This is a genomic window from Modicisalibacter radicis, from assembly GCF_900961225.1.
In the GTDB taxonomy this organism is placed as follows: domain Bacteria; phylum Pseudomonadota; class Gammaproteobacteria; order Pseudomonadales; family Halomonadaceae; genus Modicisalibacter.
In genome coordinates, this window is record NZ_CAAHFN010000059.1 from 33,252 (window position 1) to 52,052 (window position 18,801).

Annotated in this window: 18 protein-coding genes and 1 pseudogene; 9 read left to right on the forward strand and 10 right to left on the reverse strand. The window is 62.8% G+C overall.

Annotated features, from left to right (window positions below):
• Window positions 1–44: 44 nt before the first annotated feature.
• Together HR9077_RS09235 and idi are read right to left on the reverse strand one after the other, a co-directional pair.
• On the reverse strand, window positions 45–647 hold the full coding sequence (locus HR9077_RS09235; RefSeq protein WP_136066719.1) for a Yip1 family protein: 603 nt from the start codon (window positions 645–647) through the stop codon (window positions 45–47).
• A gap of 109 nt (window positions 648–756) precedes the next feature.
• The gene (gene idi / locus HR9077_RS09240; RefSeq protein ID WP_136066720.1) at window positions 757–1,305 is read right to left on the reverse strand and encodes an isopentenyl-diphosphate Delta-isomerase; all 549 of its coding nucleotides are present in this window, start codon (window positions 1,303–1,305) and stop codon (window positions 757–759) included.
• 137 nt (window positions 1,306–1,442) lie between these two features.
• Here idi and HR9077_RS09245 point away from each other — a divergent pair, with 137 nt between their 5' ends.
• Window positions 1,443–1,832 carry an MAPEG family protein gene (locus HR9077_RS09245; protein WP_136066721.1) on the forward strand — a complete coding sequence of 130 codons (390 nt, stop codon included), beginning with the start codon at window positions 1,443–1,445 and terminating at the stop codon, window positions 1,830–1,832.
• A 57-nt stretch (window positions 1,833–1,889) separates the two neighbouring features.
• Here the strand turns inward: HR9077_RS09245 and HR9077_RS22330 are convergent, their stop codons facing one another.
• From HR9077_RS22330 to fadB, 3 genes are all read right to left on the reverse strand, one after another.
• A complete protein-coding gene (locus tag HR9077_RS22330) occupies window positions 1,890–3,605 on the reverse strand; it encodes a methyl-accepting chemotaxis protein (protein ID WP_136066722.1) in 1,716 nt (571 codons plus the stop codon).
• A 407-nt stretch (window positions 3,606–4,012) separates the two neighbouring features.
• A complete protein-coding gene (fadA, locus tag HR9077_RS09255; protein WP_136066723.1) occupies window positions 4,013–5,191 on the reverse strand; it encodes an acetyl-CoA C-acyltransferase FadA in 1,179 nt (392 codons plus the stop codon).
• Between the two features lie 27 nt (window positions 5,192–5,218).
• Window positions 5,219–7,399 (reverse strand): fatty acid oxidation complex subunit alpha FadB, encoded by a 2,181-nt coding sequence (fadB, locus tag HR9077_RS09260; protein WP_136066724.1) that lies wholly within the window; start codon window positions 7,397–7,399, stop codon window positions 5,219–5,221.
• A gap of 200 nt (window positions 7,400–7,599) precedes the next feature.
• Between fadB and HR9077_RS09265 the strand changes: the two genes are divergently transcribed.
• Window positions 7,600–8,727 (forward strand): DUF5924 family protein, encoded by a 1,128-nt coding sequence (locus tag HR9077_RS09265; RefSeq protein WP_136066725.1) that lies wholly within the window; start codon window positions 7,600–7,602, stop codon window positions 8,725–8,727.
• An 80-nt stretch (window positions 8,728–8,807) separates the two neighbouring features.
• Window positions 8,808–9,263, forward strand: a complete 456-nt coding sequence (slyA, locus tag HR9077_RS09270; protein WP_136066726.1) for a transcriptional regulator SlyA — start codon at window positions 8,808–8,810, stop codon at window positions 9,261–9,263.
• A gap of 39 nt (window positions 9,264–9,302) precedes the next feature.
• Here the strand turns inward: slyA and HR9077_RS09275 are convergent, their stop codons facing one another.
• A complete protein-coding gene (locus HR9077_RS09275) occupies window positions 9,303–9,827 on the reverse strand; it encodes a preprotein translocase subunit YajC (protein WP_136066727.1) in 525 nt (174 codons plus the stop codon).
• A 96-nt stretch (window positions 9,828–9,923) separates the two neighbouring features.
• On the opposite strand from HR9077_RS09275, the gene HR9077_RS09280 reads away from it, so the two are divergent.
• On the forward strand, window positions 9,924–10,379 hold the full coding sequence (locus HR9077_RS09280) for a universal stress protein (protein ID WP_136066728.1): 456 nt from the start codon (window positions 9,924–9,926) through the stop codon (window positions 10,377–10,379).
• A gap of 65 nt (window positions 10,380–10,444) precedes the next feature.
• Here HR9077_RS09280 and HR9077_RS09285 read toward each other — a convergent pair whose 3' ends face one another.
• Window positions 10,445–12,367, reverse strand: a complete 1,923-nt coding sequence (locus tag HR9077_RS09285; protein ID WP_136066729.1) for an ATP-binding cassette domain-containing protein — start codon at window positions 12,365–12,367, stop codon at window positions 10,445–10,447.
• A 104-nt stretch (window positions 12,368–12,471) separates the two neighbouring features.
• On the opposite strand from HR9077_RS09285, the gene HR9077_RS09290 reads away from it, so the two are divergent.
• Together HR9077_RS09290 and HR9077_RS09295 are read left to right on the forward strand one after the other, a co-directional pair.
• The gene (locus tag HR9077_RS09290; protein ID WP_136066730.1) at window positions 12,472–13,335 is read left to right on the forward strand and encodes a TatD family hydrolase; all 864 of its coding nucleotides are present in this window, start codon (window positions 12,472–12,474) and stop codon (window positions 13,333–13,335) included.
• A complete protein-coding gene (locus HR9077_RS09295) occupies window positions 13,335–13,820 on the forward strand; it encodes a hypothetical protein (RefSeq protein ID WP_136066731.1) in 486 nt (161 codons plus the stop codon). Before HR9077_RS09290 ends, HR9077_RS09295 begins: the two co-directional genes overlap by 1 nt.
• 198 nt (window positions 13,821–14,018) lie before the next feature.
• On the opposite strand, the pseudogene HR9077_RS22465 reads toward HR9077_RS09295, so the two are convergent.
• Window positions 14,019–14,276, reverse strand: a pseudogene (locus HR9077_RS22465) (elongation factor P hydroxylase); the annotation flags it as partial.
• A 393-nt stretch (window positions 14,277–14,669) separates the two neighbouring features.
• The gene (locus HR9077_RS09305; RefSeq protein WP_136066732.1) at window positions 14,670–15,335 is read right to left on the reverse strand and encodes a TetR/AcrR family transcriptional regulator; all 666 of its coding nucleotides are present in this window, start codon (window positions 15,333–15,335) and stop codon (window positions 14,670–14,672) included.
• Between the two features lie 74 nt (window positions 15,336–15,409).
• Between HR9077_RS09305 and HR9077_RS09310 the strand changes: the two genes are divergently transcribed.
• A complete protein-coding gene (locus HR9077_RS09310) occupies window positions 15,410–16,141 on the forward strand; it encodes an SDR family oxidoreductase (protein ID WP_136066733.1) in 732 nt (243 codons plus the stop codon).
• 539 nt (window positions 16,142–16,680) lie between these two features.
• Here the strand turns inward: HR9077_RS09310 and HR9077_RS09320 are convergent.
• Window positions 16,681–17,532, reverse strand: coding sequence for an SDR family NAD(P)-dependent oxidoreductase (locus tag HR9077_RS09320; protein WP_210725900.1), 852 nt, complete (start codon window positions 17,530–17,532; stop codon window positions 16,681–16,683).
• Between the two features lie 92 nt (window positions 17,533–17,624).
• Here HR9077_RS09320 and HR9077_RS09325 point away from each other — a divergent pair, with 92 nt between their 5' ends.
• The gene (locus tag HR9077_RS09325; RefSeq protein ID WP_136066734.1) at window positions 17,625–18,242 is read left to right on the forward strand and encodes a TetR/AcrR family transcriptional regulator; all 618 of its coding nucleotides are present in this window, start codon (window positions 17,625–17,627) and stop codon (window positions 18,240–18,242) included.
• A gap of 173 nt (window positions 18,243–18,415) precedes the next feature.
• Window positions 18,416–18,769 (forward strand): transposase, encoded by a 354-nt coding sequence (locus tag HR9077_RS09330; RefSeq protein ID WP_136066735.1) that lies wholly within the window; start codon window positions 18,416–18,418, stop codon window positions 18,767–18,769.
• The last annotated feature ends 32 nt before the right edge of the window (window positions 18,770–18,801 follow it).

Consider the following 18,801-nt stretch of genomic DNA (forward strand, 5'->3'; position numbering starts at 1 on the left):
CGAAACGCCCGGTTTTTTCATCCACGGCTGGCAAGGCTTGCGGATCACAACTCGACGCCCAGCAGTCTCGCGCCATACCCCCACAGCAGCACGGTGATCCCCAGCAGTGCCTCGAGCACCAGCACGCCGATACCCAGTGTCGAGCCGGTGACGATGAAGCCCTCCTCGTTGCTGATGCCCAGAAACGCCGGAATGCCGACGAACAGCAGATAGGCGCTGTAACAAAGGCCGACGATGATCGCCAGCAAGCACAGCCACAGCAGCGGATAGAGGGCGACCAGCCCGCTCAAGAACATCGGCGTCGCCACGTAGCCGGCGAAGATGATGCAGTCGCGGCGACTCGGCTGGGTGGAGTAGCGCCGCGCCAGCCAGTGGATGACCACGCCCATCAGACCCACCGCGGCGAGAATGGCCACGTAGAAAGCGAGGCCCGCGAAGAAGGCATCCGCATAATTCAACTGGATATTCACCCCGCCCCCGTAATCCCAGCCGACCTGGGTGGTACCGATGAACGCACAGACGACCGGAATCGCCGCCAGTGCCAGCACATGGTGACCATAGAGGTGGGTGAGTGTCTCGCGTTCACTGTGGATCTGCCGCCACTCCCGGTTGGGATGCGCCAGCAGTCCCCAAACATGGGTCAGCATATCAACACCTCCTTTATCACCGATCACGCAGAAAGGCTCCGCTGTCCCAGCGTAGTCGAAACCCGCTTTCCTGTTGGCAGTATAGGCAGCCCGACGCGAATCGTCCGAATCAGCGGCGCGCCCGCTGACACCTCAACTGGGCGATGCCGGTTTCCTCGGCGCGGGCCATGTAGATGCGCAGCCAGGGGGTGAACGCCTGCGGCAACGCGTCGATCTCGCGATCGAGCGAGGCGACGCTCACCCAGCGATGCTCGCTGACTTCGTCCGGGTCGGGCCGGATCGTCACTCGCCGGGCATCGCACTCGGCGAAGAACAGATGGACATGCTCGTTTTCCACCAGGCCGCCACCCACGTCGGCCCGGTAATCCATGATGCCGGCGCCACGTAACGTCAGCCGCAGGCCCATCTCCTCCGCGAGCCGGCGATGCGCGCAATCGGCGAGCGTCTCGCCCCAGTCGGGATGCGAGCAGCAGGTATTGGCCCACAGGCCCGGCGAATGATACTTGCCGGCGGCCCGACGCTGCAGCAGCACCTCGCCGGCCGAAACGACGAACACCGAGATCGCCAGATGCCGCACCCCCCGACGATGCGCGTCGAGCTTGCCGATCGGATAAAGCCGACCGTCTTCGTCGCAGGCGGTGATCTGGCGCTGATCCATGGTGGCTCCTTGCATCGTGTCTCCGCGAGTGTACCCCATCGAGCCGCGCCGCTCTGCGTCCATCCCGGCACTATTTGGCGTGCCACGCAACAGCGCTTATGCTGCGAGATCCATGGACGACCGTCTGGAGACATGTCGTGAGCATCCCCCTCTGGTGTTTGTTGATTGTCGCGTTGCTGCCCTACCCGCTGGCCTTTCTCGGCGGCTATTGCCGGCGGCGCCAGCTGGGTCGCTTCGACAATCATCATCCGCGCGCGCAATACAGCGAGATGGCCGGTCTCGGGGCGCGCGTCTGGGCGGCCCAGCAGAATGCCTGGGAGGCGCTGATCTTCTTCACCGCCGCCGTCGTCGCGGCCGAGGTCTCGGGCGTCCAGGGCAGCATGGCGGCGACCGCCTCGGTGGTATTCGTGATTGCCCGCATACTGCACGCGCTGTGCTACATCGCCGACTGGGCCACGGCGCGCTCGCTGATTTTCGTGGTGGGTTTCCTGGCCGGCTTGACGCTGTTTGGACTCGCCGCGTTCTAGCCTCGCGGATATAAAAAGCCGCCCGCAGGCGGCTTGGCAAGTGGCACAAGGGCCGAGCTAGAACGCTTCCCAGGCCTCCTCCTCTTCGTGGCTGGCCTTGCTCCGGCTGGGCGTGTCCAGCTTGCGGGCCGGCGCCGGGTTCGAAGCAGCAGCGGGCGCCAGCGCGGCGACCGGGCGCTGCACCTGAGGCGCATGCCTCACACTCGCCCCGTTGTCGCCGAGCCGGAAGGTGGCCACCGCCGCCTCGAGCTGCTCGGCCTGGCTCTCCAGCGATGCCGCCGCGGCCGAGACCTGCTGTACCAGCGAGGCATTCTGCTGGGTGACCTGGTCCATCTGTGCCACCGCCTGGTGAACCTGCTCGATGCCGTCGCTCTGCTCCTTCGACGCGGCGGCGATCTCGTTCATGATGTCGGTGACACGGCGCACCGAGGTGACCGTCTCGGCCATGGTGCTGCCGGCGTTCTCGACCAGCGACGAGCCTTTCTGGATCTGGGATACCGACGCTTCGATCAGCGTCTTGATCTCGCTGGCCGCGGAGGCCGAGCGGCTGGCCAGGTTGCGGACCTCACCGGCAACCACCGCGAAGCCGCGACCCTGTTCGCCGGCCCGCGCCGCCTCGACCGAGGCATTGAGCGCCAGAATGTTGGTCTGGAAGGCGATCGAGTCGATCACGCCGATGATATCGGCGACCTGACGTGAGGAATCGGCGATGCCGCGCATGGTGACGATCACTTCGTCGACCACCGTGCCGCCGTGCTCCGCGGCATTGGACGCGTCGCCGGCCAGTGCGCTCGCCTGACGGGCGTTGTCGGCGTTCTGCTTCACCGTCGCGGTCAGTTCCTCCATGCTCGCCGCGGTTTCCTCGATCGAGGCGGCCTGCTGTTCGGTGCGTGCCGCCAGATCGGTGTTGCCGCTAGCGATCTCGCGGGTACCGATATGGATCGTGCTGCTGCCGTCGCGCACGCTGGCCACGGTCCCGGCCAGGCCGGACTGCATCCGCTGCATGGCCAGGAACAGCTTGCCGATCTCGTTGCTGCCACGATCCTGGATGCGTGCCGACAGGTCGCCCTGGGCGATCTTCTCGAAATGCTCGACGGCTTCGTGCAGCGGCCTGATCAGCGCGCGGGTGATGCCCATCCGCGACAGCACCACGATCAGCGCGACAAGAACCAGGACGCCCAGCTCGATCCGCTCGAAGAACGTCATTTGCGACTCGAAGTTCACCATCAGGGTATGGCCTCGTGTACCAGCGTATGCGACGAACGCCGAGGCGGCTTCGATGAACTGTTGGTTATACTCGTCGCCACGCGCCTTGGCGGACCGGTAGGCGGTTGCATCACCAGCCTGGAGCGCCGCCAGCTGTGGCTCGAGACCTTGCGCCACCAGCGGTACGAACACGCTCTGCAACGCCTGGACGTAGGGCGCTCGACGCTCGGCGGTGGGGACCGCCTCGAATGCCGCGAAATGGCTTTGGGCTTTCTCCAGATGCTCGCCCGCAGCTGCCAGATGGGCCTTGGCATGCTCCACATCGCCGTCCGCCAGAGCCGCAAGATGATTGAGCATGCTCAGTTGAGTATCGGCGACATTGACCTGCGCACGATTGAGGGCACTGGCCTGGTCGACATTGATGCTGTTCAGCTCGGCGATCGATTCGCTGCCCAGCAGGTTAGTCTGGTAGCCGAGCAGGGCAAAAAGAAAGATGAAGGCACTGAGGACGACCAATACGGCTGTCAATCCAGCGCTGACGGAGGTCTTGCGCAATAAGTGAAGCATGGAATTTCCCTCGATGAGCGGTAATTGTTGCCATTGCCGTTTAGCGAGTCTTGTGACGCTGCCGTTCGCTCAGGTGTGACAAGCAGCGATAAACGATCACGACCAATGGTTGTCCAACGTCATCGGCACGACGAGGCGTAACTTGACGTCGAAAAAGACATGAAATGCCTCTTTTTTTGAGCAAACTCTCACTTATCGAAAGATTCCCTTATCAAAACAGAGACTTAGCGAAGCATCCCAGGCGCAAAAGAGCGGCACTCGCTTGAAGTGCCGCTGGCTTTATTGCCTAATGCTAAAGTAGTTATTAATAAAGAATTTATTAATAAAGGTGCTGTCAGAAAGCCCGCCAAGTGCCTACCCGTGACTAAGCGTCACCAGCTTGCGACTTGGCGGTTTTACAGGGCTCCCTACCTGAGACGCTCGAAGACCGTCGCCACCCCCTGGCCCATGCCGATGCACATGGTCGCCAGCCCCAGGGTGGTGTCCTGCTGACGCATCACATTGAGCAAGGTGGTCGAGATGCGCGCCCCCGAGCAGCCCAACGGGTGACCCAGGGCGATGGCGCCGCCGTTGAGATTGACCGCCTCGTCCATGCGATCGCGCAGGCCGAGATCCTTGAGTACCGGCAAAGACTGCGCGGCGAAGGCCTCGTTGAGTTCCACGGTCTGGATGTCATCGATCTTGAGCCCGGCCGCGGCGAGCGCTTTCTTGCTCGCCGGCACCGGGCCATAGCCCATGATCGAGGCATCGCAGCCGGCCACGCCGGTGGACAGCACCCGGGCGATGGGCTCGAGCCCCAGTGCCTGGGCACGCTCGTAGCTCATCACCGCCAGGCCAGAGGCGCCCACCGATAGCGCCGAGGACGTACCGGCCGACACGGTGCCGTTCCTGGGGTCGAAGATCGGCTTGAGCTTGGCCATGTCCTCGAGGTTGGCGTCGATACGCACCACTTCGTCGCGGGTGACGAGCTGCCGGAAACCTTCCGCATCGTGCCCCTCGACAGCGATGATCTCGTTGTCGAAATAGCCCTTCTCGTTGGCCGCGAGTGCGCGCTGATGGGAGCGCACCCCGAACTTGTCCTGCTCCTCGCGGGTGATGCCGTGCATCTTGCCCAGCAGTTCGGCGGTCAGGCCCATCATCATCGCCGCCTTGGCAGCGTACTTGCTGGCGGCCGGGTTGACGTCGACGCCATGGTCCATCGGCACGTGCTCCATGTGCTCGACGCCACCGATGACGTAGAAATCGCCCATCCCGGCCTTGATGTTGGCGGCGGCGATATGCAGCGCGCTCATCGACGAACCGCACAGCCGGTTGACGGTCTGCGCCGGTACCGAGCGCGGGATGCCGGTCATGATCGCCGCGTTGCGCGCGATGTTCATGGCCTGTTCGAGGGTCTGGTTGACGCACCCCCAGATCACGTCGTCGACCTCGGCGGGGTCGAGCTTGGGGTTGCGATCGAACAGCGACTGCATCACCGCGGCCGACAGGTTCTCGGCACGCACGTTGCGGAAGGCCCCGTTCTTGGCCTTGGCCATGGCGGTGCGTACGGCATCGACCACCACGATGTCCCTGGGATTCAAACTCATCTCGTCTCTCCTGAAATGCGTGGCGGATCAGGCCGGGTTGTGGCTGGAAGTCGCGTCGGCGCTATAGAAACGCTCGCCGCTGTCGGCCATGTCGCGTAGCCGCGGGGTCGGTGCGTAGAGCGGCCCGAGTTCCTCGGCGAGACGCTCGGCGAGCGCCACGAACTCGGCCACGCCCATGGCGTCGATGTAGCGCAGCGCGCCACCGCGGAACGGCGGAAAGCCGATGCCGTAGATCAGCGCCATGTCGGCCTCGGCCGGCGAGCCGACGATACCGTCTTCCAGGCAGCGCACGGTTTCCATGCACAACGGCACCATCATCCGGGCGACGATCTCGTCGTCCTGGAACTCGCGCTTGGCGACGGCCACGTCGCCGACCAGTGCCTTGGCCTGCTCGTCGGAGACCTTTTTCGGCTTGCCCTTCTTGTCTTCCTCGTAGCGATAGAAGCCCTTGCCGTTCTTCTGCCCCAGGCGATCGTTCTCGTACATCACCTGAATGGCCGTCTTTCCGTCACGTGCCATGCGCTCGGGGAAGCCCTCGGCCATCACCTCGTTGGCGTGTACCGCGGTGTCCATGCCGACCACGTCGAGCAGATAAGCCGGACCCATCGGCCAGCCGAACTTTTCCATGACCCTGTCGACACGCTCGTAGTCGGCGCCCTGCTCGACCAGCAGGCTGAAGCCGCCGAAATAGGGGAACAGCACGCGATTGACCAGAAAGCCCGGGCAGTCGTTGACCACGATCGGCGTCTTGCCCATCTTGCGGGCGTAGGCCACGGTCGCCGCCACGGCAGCATCGCTGGTCTTCTCGCCGCGGATCACCTCGACCAGCGGCATGCGGTGCACCGGGTTGAAGAAGTGCATGCCGCAGAAGTTCTCGGGGCGCTTCAGGTTCTGCGCCAGCCGGTTGATCGAGATCGTCGAGGTGTTGGAGGTAAGGATGGTATTTTCGCCGACCTGGCCCTCGACCTCGGTGAGTACCGCATCCTTGATCCTGGGATTCTCGACCACCGCCTCGACGATCAAGTCGACCTCGCCGAAATCGCCGTAGGAGAGCGTCGGGCGAATGTTGGTCAGCGCCTCGGCCATCTTCTCGGTGGTCAGCTTGCCGCGCTCGACCTGCTTGGAAAGCAGCTTGCGCGCCTCTTTCAGCCCCAACTGGACGGCTTCCTCCTTGATGTCCTTCATCAGGATCGGCGTGCCCTTGTAGGCGCTCTGGTAGGCGATTCCGCCGCCCATGATGCCCGCGCCGAGCACCGCCGTCTGGTTGACCGGCGCGGCCTGCTTCTCGTATTGGCTGCCCTTCTTCTTGACCAGCTGGTCGTTGAGGAACAGCCCCACCAGGTTGTAGCAGACGTCGGTCAGCGCCAGCTTGGCGAAGGCCTTGGCCTCGATCGCCTGAGCCCGTTCGCGGCCTTCACCGGCGCCCTTCTGGATCACCTTGATGGCTTCGATCGGCGCCGGATAGTGCGGCCCGGCCTTGCCGGCGACATAGCCCTTGGCGGTCTCGAAGACCATCATCTGCTCGATGGCATTGAGCTTGAGCGGCCCGGTCTTATCCGCGCGGCGCGCCTGATAATCCAGCTCGCCGCTGTTGGCGCGCGCCAGAATGTCCAATGCGGCTGCTTCGAGGCGCTCACCCGGCACCACCGCATCGACCGCGGCGATCTTCAGCGCCTGGTCGGCCTTGTTCTGCGAACCCGCGGCGATCCATTCGATGGCGTTGTCGGCACCGGTCAGGCGCGACAGCCGCACGCAGCCGCCCCAGCCCGGCAGGATGCCCAGCTTGGTTTCCGGCAGGCCAACCTGGGCCGAATCCGCCATCACCCGGAAATCGGTGGTCAGGGTGATCTCGAAACCTCCGCCCAGCGCCAGGCCGTTGATGGCGGTGACGGTGGGAAAGGGCAGATCCTCGATGCGATTGAACAGCGCATGGACCTGCTGGTTCATGTCGACCAGATAATCCTCGCCCTTGGCGAACAGCGCGTGGAATTCGGTGATATCGGCACCGACAATGAAGACGTCCTTGGCGCTGGCAATGACCAGCCCCTTGATGCCCTGCTCGGCGTCGAGCGCGTCGACAGCCTCTCGCAGCTGCGTGATGACGGTGCTGGAGAGCTTGTTGATCGACTCGTCCTGCAAGTCGAAGGTCAGCATGGCAATGCCATCGCTGCGTTTCACAACCGACAGGGCGCTGCCTTGGTAGATCATGGACCCATCTCCACGGGTTGAGAAGAACATTCATACAAGCGTTTGAATGCGATTAGCTTGAGTCAACCCCGGTGGCTTCGTCAAGCACTGAATAGCGACGCTACAGCGTTGTCGCGGCACGGCGACTCCCTTCACCCGGCGACACCTGCTAGGATGCGCCACTCCGCGTCGACCACGAGCCCAAGCGAGCAAGCCCACGCATGACCGTCATCACCCAGCCTCGTCTACTGCGCCTGCATCACTTCACCGAACGCTGGGTGAGTCGTCTGCGGCCCTATGCCTGGCTGTGGCCGCCCATGGCCTTCGTGATCGGCGCGCTGAGCTTCTTCCTGGTCGACCGCCAGCAGGCGCTCGGCATCATGCTGGCGCTGGGCCTGCTGTTCGCCTGGCTGCTGCTGCTCTCCGAAAGCATGATAGGCCGTATTCTGGCACGCCGCGGCTATCCCACCCTGGCTTCGGGGGTGACCACCTTCATCGCCCAGATGATTCACCAGGAAACCCTGTTCTTCACCCTGCCCTTCCTGCTGGCGACCACCGTGTGGGCCAGCGGTCAGGCATTCTTCACCCTGGCGATGATCGGCTGTGCGCTGCTATCGATTCTCGACCCGATCTACTTCCGGCTCGCCGAGCGCCACCGTTGGCTGTACTTCGCCTTTCACGCGCAATGCGTGTTCCTGGTGATACTGGTCACCCTGCCGTTGATGCTCCATCTGACCACCGGCGAGAGCCTGCTGCTGGCCGTGCTGTCGATCATGATCTTCGGCCTGCCGAGCCTGATTCACCTGTTGCAGCCCAAGGGCGTGCTGCGCTGGCTGGCGATGATCGGCCTGGCGCTGGTCCTGGGCGGTGCCGCCTGGGCCGGCCGCGCCTGGGTACCGCCGGCGACGCTGTGGTTGACCGGCACCGCCCTGTCGCCGAGCTTCGAGACGGGGCGGCGCCAACCCAGCGGTAGCCTGACCCTGACCAACGGCGCCCTGCGCAGCCACGGCCTCTATGCATATACGGCGATCCGCGCGCCCCGCGGGCTACGCGAGAAGATCTATCATGAATGGCGCCACGAGGGACAGCTGATCGACCGCATCCCCTTGATCATCCACGGGGGACGTGACCAGGGCTACCGCGCCTGGACGCACAAGCAGCACTTTCCCGAGGACAGCGCTGGCCGGTGGCGCATCGACGTGATGACCGCCACCGGCCAGCGCATCGGCGTGATGCATTTCACGGTCGCCGAGTCGTCCGAACGGGCCGATGCGGCGGATGGCAAGATTCGTACGCCTGCCGGCATTCCCGGCCTGGACCTGCGGCAGCTGTTGCCAGGCGGTGAATGAAACAACACCATTGGAGGGTTGCATTGCGCCGTGGTTCACGGACAATCAAACGAACATTAGCCTGCGAAATGATAAAGCCAATGCCTGAAGCCATCGGATTCAAACTCTCACGCCTGCCGCGCCTGTGGCGCGCCATCCTCGATGAGCGCCTGGCGCCGCTGGACCTGACCCAGACCCGCTGGGTCACCCTCTACCACCTCTGGCAGATGGGCGACGGCCAGCCGCAGTGCGACCTGGCCCGCGCCATCGGGGTCGAGGCACCCTCGCTGGTGCGCACCCTCGACCAGCTCAGCGATCAGGGCCTGATCGAACGTCGCCCCTGCCCCAATGACCGGCGCACCAAACGGGTCTACCTGACCGAGAGCGCGATGCCGCTGCTGGAGCGAATCGTGACGATCGCCGACCAGGCGCGTATCGAGATATTCGAGGGTATCTCGCCGCAAGAGCTCGAGGTGTTCGACGACCTGCTGAATCGCATCGAGCGCAATGCCCTGCGTCTGCAGACGCGACCCCCTTCTCCCGACGGTGACTGCTAGTCCTGCGACCCGCCGGGCCGGCGAGGTAGTCGTCGATCGCTAGCGAGGCGGCGCGCTGGGCGCGCCGCGCTTTCGTTCCTCCCCTTCGAGGCTGTCGCGCAGTATCGCCATGGATTCCCCCAGCTCGGTGAACGCCGAGGCGTCCAGCGACTCACCCCACCACAGCCACAAATGGTCGCGCGTCGACTTGAGCACCAGCGCATCGTCCGGCAACGTCGCCAGGAGCTGCCGAAGCCGCTGCTCGGTTTCCAGGCGCAGAGGACGCAACGGCTCGATTCGCCAGCGCCAGCTGGCGTCATGCGGCTTCAGTCGCTGACTGGCGTAAGCCTCGCGCACCAGCACGAAACGCGGCCCGGGACGCGTCTGCGGGTAGCGCCAGCGGTAGCTCGCCAGACCGCCCGGCGCCTCGTGCAGCGGTGCCCTGGAGAACCCCACCGAGACGTTCGCCGCCCGGGCCGCCTGACGCAACGCAGCGACCCGCCGGTCGCGCCGCGAGGGCCGCAGCCACACGGCCGGCGAAAGGATCGCCAGCAGGGTCAAGGCCAGAATCAACCAAAACGTCATGCTATATCCTAAAACGTTGATCGGGATCGTTGTGAGGCGGACACTCTCGCCTTAGAGTGACAGCATCCAATTGTTGAACGAGGGAGGGCCCTTCCCATGAGTAACGAATACCGTCATGTACTGGTCGCCGTGGATCTGACCAAGGATTCGTACAAGGTGCTGGAGCGCGCCATTCCCATCGCTCGGCGCAACCACGCCAAGCTCTCGATCATCCACACGCTGGAACCGCTGGGCTTCGCCTATGGAGGCGATATCCCCATGGATCTGACCAGCATCCAGGATCAGCTCGACGATCACGCCAAGCACCGCCTGGCCGAGATCGCCGATCCCCATGACATCCCGCGCGAGGATCAATACGTGGTGGTGGGCATGCCGGATACCGAGATCCACCGCTTCTCCAAGGAGCACAGCGTCGACTTGATCGTGGTCGGCTCCCACGGCCGCCATGGCTTCGCCCTGCTGCTGGGCTCGACATCGACGGGCGTGCTGCACGGCGCCCAGTGCGACGTGCTGGCGGTACGCGTCGGCAACGATGGGGAAACCGACGAATGACCGGCAACGGCTGACGCTTCCACCACGGGCCGGCAGCCAGGCTGCCGGCCCGCCTCGTCGGCGCGCTACTCGCCGTTCGCCAGCGCTTCCAGTTCCATCCAGCGCTCCATTGCCGCATCGAGTTCCGCCTGCTTGGCGGACAGCGCCGCCAGCGACTGGCTCACCGTCTCGGCATCCTGCTGGTAGAACCCTGGATCGGAGACCGTCGCCTCGAAGTCGGCGATCTGCGCCTCGAGTGACTCGATGACCGTCGGCAGGCCATCCAGTTCGCGCTGCAACTTGTAGGAGAGCTTGACCGCCTTCCTGGCGGGCCCGGGTTCGGCGCCGGTCTCGGTTTTCGCGGTGGTATCGCCCTTCGGGGGCTTGTCGACACCCGCCGCGTCGAAAGCCCAGGGCGCCGGGGGCAGCTTTCCTCCCTGGCGCACCCAGTCGCTGTAGCCACCGAGGTACTCGTTGACGCAACCATTCCCCTCGAAGGCGAGCACCTCGGTGACCACGTTGTCCATGAATACCCGGTCGTGCGAGACCAGCAGCAGGGTCCCCGAGAAATCGAGCAGCAGCTCCTCGAGCAGTTCCAGTGTCTCGACGTCCAGGTCGTTGGTCGGCTCGTCTAGCACCAGCACATTGGCCGGCTGGGTGAACAGCTTGGCCAGCAGCAGACGGTTCGACTCGCCCCCCGACAACGCCTTGACCGGCTGCCGGGCACGCTCGGGGGTGAACAGGAAGTCCTGCAGATAGCTGATGACATGCTTGTCCTTGCCGCCCACGCTGACCCGGTCGCTGCCCTGGGCGACGTTGTCGTAGACGCTCTTTTCCGGCTCCAGCCCGGCGCGCAACTGATCGAAATAGGCCACGCTGACGTTGGTACCCATGCGCACCCGGCCCTCGCTGGGCTCGAGCTCGCCGAGCAGGATCTTGAGCAGCGTGGTCTTGCCGGCGCCGTTGCGTCCGATCAGCCCTACCCGGTCACCGCGCTGAATCTCGAGATCGAGATCGCGGATCACACAGTCATCGCCGTAGCGCTGACTGACGCCGCTCAGCTCGACCACGCGCTTGCCGCTGCGCTCGCCGCTATCGACCCGGATCGTCGCCCGCCCCTGGCGCTCGCGCCGCTCGGCACGCTCGCCGCGCATCTTCTGCAGGGCGCGCACCCGGCCCTCGTTGCGGGTCCGCCGGGCCTTGATGCCCTGACGAATCCACGCTTCCTCCTGGGCGAGCTTCTTGTCGAACTCGGCATGCTCGCGGGCCTCGACCTCGAGCTCGTGATTCTTCTGGGCCTGATAACGCTCGTAATCGCCGGGATAGCGCCCCAGCCGACCGCGATCGAGCTCGAGGATGGCGGTGGCCAGGCGCGACAGAAAGGCCCGGTCGTGGGTGATGAACAGCACCGCGCCGGCAAATGCCGCCAACTGCTCCTCGAGCCAGGTGATGGTATCCAGGTCCAGGTGGTTGGTCGGCTCGTCGAGCAGCAGCAGATCGGGGTCGGCGACCAGCGCCCGGGCGAGCGCCACGCGCCGCCGCCAGCCACCGGACAGCTCGCTCATCAGGCTGTCGGCCGGCAGGCCCAGGCGGGTCAGCACGGTATCGATGCGCTGGTGGAACGACCAGCCGTCGATCGCCTCGAGCCGCGTCTGCAATTGCGCCAGACGATTCATGTCGGGGTCGTCCGACTGGATCAGATGATGGTACTCGGCAAGCAGTTCGCCGGCCTGGGGCAGCCCCTGGGCGACGACATCGAAGATCGTCTCGCCGCTGGCCACCGGAAGATCCTGGGCCAGCACGCCGATGCGCAGCCCCGGGGCGCGCCAGATGTGGCCGCCGTCGGGGAGATTGTCACCGGCCACCAGCCCCAGCAGGGTCGACTTGCCGGTGCCGTTGCGTCCCACCAGCGCCAGACGCTCGCCCCGCTCCAGGGTCAGGTCGGCGCCATCGAGCAGGACCTGGGGGCCATAGGCCAATTGCAGCTGTTCGAGCCGTAGCAGCGTCACGCCCACCTCGTCATGGCAAGTTTCAAGAACGGCCATTGTAACGCATGGCCGGCACCTCGTGGCCTTGGGTACAATGATCGATTCCCGCGATTCAGGAGAGCGACGTGAGCGATACCCCGCCAAGCACCTCCGACAGCGACAACCCGCTGCCCGATGCGCTGCGTTTCAAGGCCGCCGCCCCGCTGGTCGACATCGGCGCCAACCTGACCCACGACAGCTTTCGTCGCGACGCCGCCGCGGTGATCGCGCGGGCCCGCGACGCCGGCGTCGAGACGCTGATCGTCACCGGCACCGACCTTGAGCATGCTCGTCAGGCGCTCGAGCTGGCCGCTCGCCATCCCGGGCTCCATGCCACCGCCGGCGTGCACCCGCACGAGGCCAGTCAATGGTCGGCCTCGCTGGCCGGCGAGTTCGCCGCGCTTTACCGCGAGCCGGGCATCGTCGCCGTCGGCGAATGCGGGCTCGATTTCAACCGCAACTTCTCGTCGCCGGCCGACCAGGAACGCGCCTTCGAGGCGCAGCTGGGACTCGCCGTCGAGGCCGGCCTGCCGCTGTTCATCCACGAGCGCGACGCCGGCGCGCGCATGCTCGAGATACTCAGGAGCTGGCGCGACGACATCGCCGACGCGGTCATCCACTGCTTCACCGGCGATCGCAGGACGCTGCACGGCTATCTCGATCTCGACCTGCACATCGGCCTGACCGGCTGGCTGTGCGACGAGCGACGCGGCCACCACCTGCGCGAACTGCTCGCCGACATCCCGCTAGAGCGGCTGATGGTCGAGACCGACTGTCCCTACCTGCTGCCGCGCAACCTGCCGGCGAAGGCGCCCGGGCGACGCCACGAACCGGCCCTGCTGCCGTGGATCGTGCGCGAGATCGCCCACTGGCATGGCGATACCGAAGCCGCCATTTCCCGGGCGACCACGACCACGGCACACCATTTCTTCCGCTTGGAGGTCCAGTGATGGCGGATTACCCCGGCTTCATCACCGTCGAGACCGGCGAGGACGATGCGCTCCCGCTGGCCATCGCCTGGGCGCTGCCCGACGGCCAGATCAAGCACACCCTGATCCAGCCCGACGACGAGTGGCTCAACGACGAACTGCTCAAGCTCGGCGACTACAGCCTGGAAGAGCTGCGCACCTTCGGCGTCAGTCCGCTGGACGTCATCCGCGAACTCGAGGGCGACCACTACAGCGCCACGCTGTTCACCGCCGGCGTTTTCGACGACGAAGCCGGTCTGTCGCGGCTGTTCGACGACTACGGCGTCGACCCCTTCGTCGAGCTGGCCCCGGCCGAGAGTCTCTACCCCGACCTCGCTCCCGGCGAATGGGCCCGGGCGCGCAACGAGCTGTTCGGCGAGCTGGGGCTCGAACCGCTGCGCCCCGATCACGAAGTGCAGGTCATGCTGTACCTGCATCAGCGGCTGATCGACGACGCCGCGAGCTGAAGCGCAGCCAGGGGGCGCCGGACCATGCGCTGACCGGTGCCGGCCTCTACACCGGGGCCGTCTGGCGCCGGCCATCGACAAGACGCGCCTGCCCTCTGGCGATCGCGACATCGCGCGACGCCGCCTCGCCATAGAAGGCCTCGAGGCGGCGCGAAACGCCTCGCCGCGAAGGGGCAGCCCCTCGCACCGATAACGCTCGGTACGCGCTTCGACCCGTTCGCGAAACACCCCGCGATCCACCGGCACGTCGCCGAGGTTGTCGACGCTGACATTGAAGCGCCGCCGGCAGGCCCGGGAAAACAGCAGCTCCAGGGCCTGCGGCGCCACTTCGGCGACCTCGAAGGCCTGTTGCTCGCGGGCGTCGCGGCCGTCGGGCAGATACCAGTAGCCGTAGTCCTCCAACTGCCGCCGACGCTCGCCGGCGATGCACCAGTGGCTGGTCTCTACTAACATCATAACGATTTATGTACACAAACAAATCTTTGGTTGATACCAAAAAATTAAAACTGCCTAATTTATTGCCAATATACATTAAAAATGTACAAAAAAGCGGGCATAAAAAACTAACTTGCACATCAAACTCAATGTGAAGTGGTTCAGTGGATGTGACCAACCCAGTTAAGGGATAACACCCTCAACTGGAGACTGTACTACATGAGCACGAGAAATAAATATCCCAAGGAGTTCAAACTGGACGCAATCAGCCTCGTGTTGGAGCGGACCTAAACCAGGGGGAAGGTCACCTCCAGTGCGGGAAAGCCAAAGCCAGCCGACAGGGCACGCAACAGAGCGCAACTGATCACGGCAGCAAAGCGCGCCATCAGCACCTATGGGAAACAGTGGCAAGGGCTAAATCGCCGGTATCTCAGTACGCCTGGAACCTGCAGGACGCTTCGCAGCGTCGAGATAAGCCCGACACATCAAGGCCAGTTCATCACCGAGACGGTTTGCCATTGCCGGTGAAATCTCGCGGGTAAGGAGGCTTCGAACCGTTCCGAAAAGCATGTTGAGAAACGAGTGGTTTACCAGTGCGAGATCATCGAATTCCGCGTCGGGAGCACTTTTGAACATCGCGGCCGCCGCCGCCTCAATACGCTGGATGCAGTCCTCGGTCAGAGCGGACGTATTCACCTCAACGGCGACGAGATAGAGCGCCCGCGTTGCATTGCGTTTTAGGGTTTTCGCATCGCAGTACGCCTTCACCAGAGCATCGCTCATTTCAGTCAGCGGCGCACCATGGCTGGCAAGGCAGGCATTTTCGACAGCTTCGGCAATCGCGTTCAGATAACGCCCGATCACCGCATAAAGCAGCGCTTCCTTGTGCGGATAATATTGATACATCGTGCCCACTGACACACCCGCCCGCGCCGCAACGCGCGTGGTCGTCAACCGTGTCGGACCGTCGCTCAGCAAAACCTGAATCGTTGCCTCGAATATCGCCTCAACAGTCGCGAGTGCACGCGCTTGGCGCGGTGATTTACGGGCGCGGAGGTGTTGTGGAGGAACCGAGGTCAAAAGCGAATTCCAATGCTGAATTATCTTTCATATACTGAATACCCCCTTCAAGTCAAGCCCAACAAGGATTCCTCATGGCGAACATACCTATCGCACTCGTTACCGGCGCCAATAAAGGCATTGGATTCGAAATTGCGCGGCAACTTGCCGAAGCCGGAGCGAAAGTGCTTCTCGGCGCCCGCGATCCCGGCCGCGGGCAAAGTGCAGCGTCGAACCTGACGGCCGACGGTCTCGACGTCTCATACCTGTCGCTCGACACATTGGACGAAGACAGCATCCAAGCCGCTGCGACGCGGATCGAGGCAGAATACGGCCGCCTCGACATCCTGGTCAACAATGTCGGCATCTGGGACACCCGCGACGGCGTGCCGAGCGGCGCACCACGGGATGTCGTTCGAACCACGATGGAAACGAACTTCTTCGGCACGCTTACCGTAACGCAGGCTCTGCTGCCGCTGCTGCACAAGTCCCAAGCAGGCCGGATCGTGAACCTCTCGAGCACTCTGGGTTCGCTTGCCTGCAACGGCGACCCGTCATCGCCTTATTATTCCGCGCAAAACATCGGTTACAATGCCTCCAAAGCAGCGGTGAACATGCTCACTGTCGAACTTGCGGAAGAATTGCGCGAAAGCAGCATTATCGTGAATTCGGTCTGCCCCGGTTTTGTCAAGACCGATCTGACGGGCCAGCAAGGCGAAGTATTGCCGTCGGAAGCGGCGAAAGTGCCGGTTCGCTGCGCATTGCTCAGCAGCGAGGAAGCCTTCTCAGGGCGGTTCCTCGATACCGCCGGCGAAATACCGTGGTGAAAGCTTCGTTCTAACGAAAGCAATCCCGCAACAATTGCTTCCGGATGATCGAGGGCGATTGATCCCCGCTTGGTCTAGCCGTACGAACAACCACGGATAGCTGACCTCGCCGGTATCCGGCTCGTAGCGTTCCCGGCCACCGCAACCGCCTCCTTGAAGTGGCGCGTGAAGCGTTCGAATGCCAACGACAGCTGCTCGATCTGTTCTTGGGTCGGTTCGGTCATAATCCAAGAGAAGCATGTCTTCCAGTTCGAAGCCAGCATGCGATAACGATCGTGTTGCTTTTAGATCGCCCGTCAGCTTCGATAGCAGGATGTGTAGTCCGGTGAAATTGTTCCAGGCGACTTGTGAAACACCCGCTCGACGGCGGCCAAGAGAATTCACATATCGGATAAACGGACGACTGCTTTTATCCCCGTTAGTGCGCGCCGGCATTGTCCGCGCGGCAAGTTCGCGGACGAATGCGACTCCAAGCCCGCTTAAGCACCGGTGACCAAAGCTGTTGCATTCTTTTTCAGTAATCAGTTTCCCATAATAGGTCAGAAACTGGATCGTTTTCCCTGTGCCGCAATGGAAACCTCTTCCCAGGCATTCCAGGTATCAAGCCGTTCCTTATAGGCCTTCTTGATCATGGGCAACAACCACGAGCCGAGGATCAGGCGCAATGGCGGTTCACCCGCGTCTACAACTTTGAAAATGGCCGGTATGGTCGCTTGTGGATCGCCCTGCATGTCAGCGGTAAAGGAGCCGTGAATCTTTTTGCGCAGTGCCTCATATTCCGGCATGGAGGGTGCCAGTCTGGTTGATGATCTGAAACCGGTATCGAAACTGGCCGGTTCGATAATAGTAACCTTGATGCCGAAATCGGCCACCTCGCCGGACAGCGATTCGGACAACGCCTCGACGGCGAATTTACTGGCCAGGTAGATGCCGCCGGTGGGCGGGCTGAGCACCCCGGCAATACTCGACAGGGTGAGAATGTGGCCACTGCCCTGCGCGCGTAAAAATGGCAGGACTGCCTGGATGACAGACAGGGAGCCAAACACGTTGGTGTCGAAGTTTGCTCGAGCCTCGTCAGGATCGATCTCTTCAATCGCGCTCATATAGCCATAACCGGCATTGCACAGCACCACATCAAGACGACCGAAGTGCTGGTGAGCCTGGGCAACGGTCGCAAACACCGCCTGGCGATCCGTGACGTCGAGCGGCAGTGCCAAAATAGCCTCGCCATAAGTCGCGACCATCTCGTTGAGCACCTTCGGGTCGCGAGCGGTGGCAACGACCTTTTCACCGCGTTCCAAGGCGGCTTCCGCCCAGATACGGCCAAAGCCACGGGACGCACCGGTAATAAACCAAACTTTTTCTTGAGACATAACTTTTTCTTGAGACATAACTTTTTCTTGAGACACAATGTCAGCTCCTGTAAAATATTGCACTGAGTGCATAAAAATACCTGCACTCAGTGCAAATATCAAGAGATTATATGTCCGAACGTATACCAGAAACAGAAACTGGGCAGGATCAATCGGGTGGCCTGCGCCAGCGCAAGCGCCGGGAAAACCACAACCGGATTGCGGCCACGGGCCTGAAGCTGTTTATCGACAATGGTTTTGAAGCTACAACGCTGGACATGATCGCGGAGGCCGCGGGCATCTCACGGCGGACGTTTTTCCACTACTTCAAGTCCAAAGAGGAAGTATTGTTGGCGCGAGAGACACGGGATTTTCCGGATGCCTTACGCAACGGCATGATGAAAATGCGGCACCACGTCGCCCCCTGGCCAGCGGCCATAGAATGTTTGCTCACCTTGGCATCACGTTATGAGACAAGGGATTCTTTTGCCATTGACCGATTGCTGCGCTCCACCGCCGCTTTACGAGCCCGTAAATGTGCTTTTTACGAGGAACTGGAGCAAGTACTGGGAGAGGCAATGGACGAATTGTGGCCAGCACCTGAACAACAGGCGGCCCATCGTGTCATCGCGATGGCTGCCATCGGTGTGCTGCGTCTTGCTCTGGACGATTGGCGGCGGGAAAGTGCTATGTATCCGGTGGCTCACTATCTTCAGAACAATCTCTCAGTGATAGAGAGTCAGTTCTGATTGAGGCAAGACCACTGCTTCATCCAGCGCCTTGATCCCTGGCAACCGCCGAGCCCAGCTTTGCGAGAGCTGCGCGCACTCGTCGAACGTCCACAGGCCCTCCAAGAGATGCGGCAACATGAACTGAACCGCTTGGAGGCTATGCACATTCATCCCGATCTTCCGTCACCGGTATGGTTCAGGACCATTTGCAGTGGCTGGATAAGCAGATTGCCAGAATCGAGTCAGACATTGATGATCATATCGATGGCCATCCGAAACTCAAACAGGACGCCGAGCTGATCAGCAGTACCCCGGGAATCAGACCTAAGACGGTGGCTCGGATACTGGCGTATCTAAGCGATATCAGGCGGTTTAAAAGCGCCAAGTCCTTAACCGCTTTCATCGGCGTCACGCCACGACAACGGTTATCTGGTAGCTCGCTCAAAGGGCGCACGATGATGTCACGGACAGGTCGTGGTGACGCCAGCCAATCACTCTACATGTCCGCCTGGTTGCCGTTCGGCACAACCCTGTCGTGCGCATAATGGCTGCTCGCTTGCGAAATAGAGGCTTGGCG

Excerpts from the sequence above, each read along its gene's own strand:
- fadB (WP_136066724.1), bottom strand. The coding sequence starts at position 7,399 with ATGATCTACCAAGGCAGCGCCCTGTCGGTTGTGAAACGCAGCGATGGC.
- HR9077_RS22330 (WP_136066722.1), bottom strand. The coding sequence starts at position 3,605 with ATGCTTCACTTATTGCGCAAGACCTCCGTCAGCGCTGGATTGACAGCC.
- idi (WP_136066720.1), bottom strand. The coding sequence starts at position 1,305 with ATGGATCAGCGCCAGATCACCGCCTGCGACGAAGACGGTCGGCTTTAT.
- HR9077_RS09330 (WP_136066735.1), top strand. The coding sequence starts at position 18,416 with ATGGTTCAGGACCATTTGCAGTGGCTGGATAAGCAGATTGCCAGAATC.
- HR9077_RS09280 (WP_136066728.1), top strand. The coding sequence starts at position 9,924 with ATGAGTAACGAATACCGTCATGTACTGGTCGCCGTGGATCTGACCAAG.
- HR9077_RS09310 (WP_136066733.1), top strand. The coding sequence starts at position 15,410 with ATGGCGAACATACCTATCGCACTCGTTACCGGCGCCAATAAAGGCATT.
- slyA (WP_136066726.1), top strand. The coding sequence starts at position 8,808 with ATGCCTGAAGCCATCGGATTCAAACTCTCACGCCTGCCGCGCCTGTGG.
- HR9077_RS09325 (WP_136066734.1), top strand. The coding sequence starts at position 17,625 with ATGTCCGAACGTATACCAGAAACAGAAACTGGGCAGGATCAATCGGGT.
- HR9077_RS09275 (WP_136066727.1), bottom strand. The coding sequence starts at position 9,827 with ATGACGTTTTGGTTGATTCTGGCCTTGACCCTGCTGGCGATCCTTTCG.
- fadA (WP_136066723.1), bottom strand. The coding sequence starts at position 5,191 with ATGAGTTTGAATCCCAGGGACATCGTGGTGGTCGATGCCGTACGCACC.
- HR9077_RS09235 (WP_136066719.1), bottom strand. The coding sequence starts at position 647 with ATGCTGACCCATGTTTGGGGACTGCTGGCGCATCCCAACCGGGAGTGG.
- HR9077_RS09320 (WP_210725900.1), bottom strand. The coding sequence starts at position 17,532 with ATGTCTCAAGAAAAAGTTATGTCTCAAGAAAAAGTTTGGTTTATTACC.
- HR9077_RS09295 (WP_136066731.1), top strand. The coding sequence starts at position 13,335 with ATGGCGGATTACCCCGGCTTCATCACCGTCGAGACCGGCGAGGACGAT.
- HR9077_RS09265 (WP_136066725.1), top strand. The coding sequence starts at position 7,600 with ATGACCGTCATCACCCAGCCTCGTCTACTGCGCCTGCATCACTTCACC.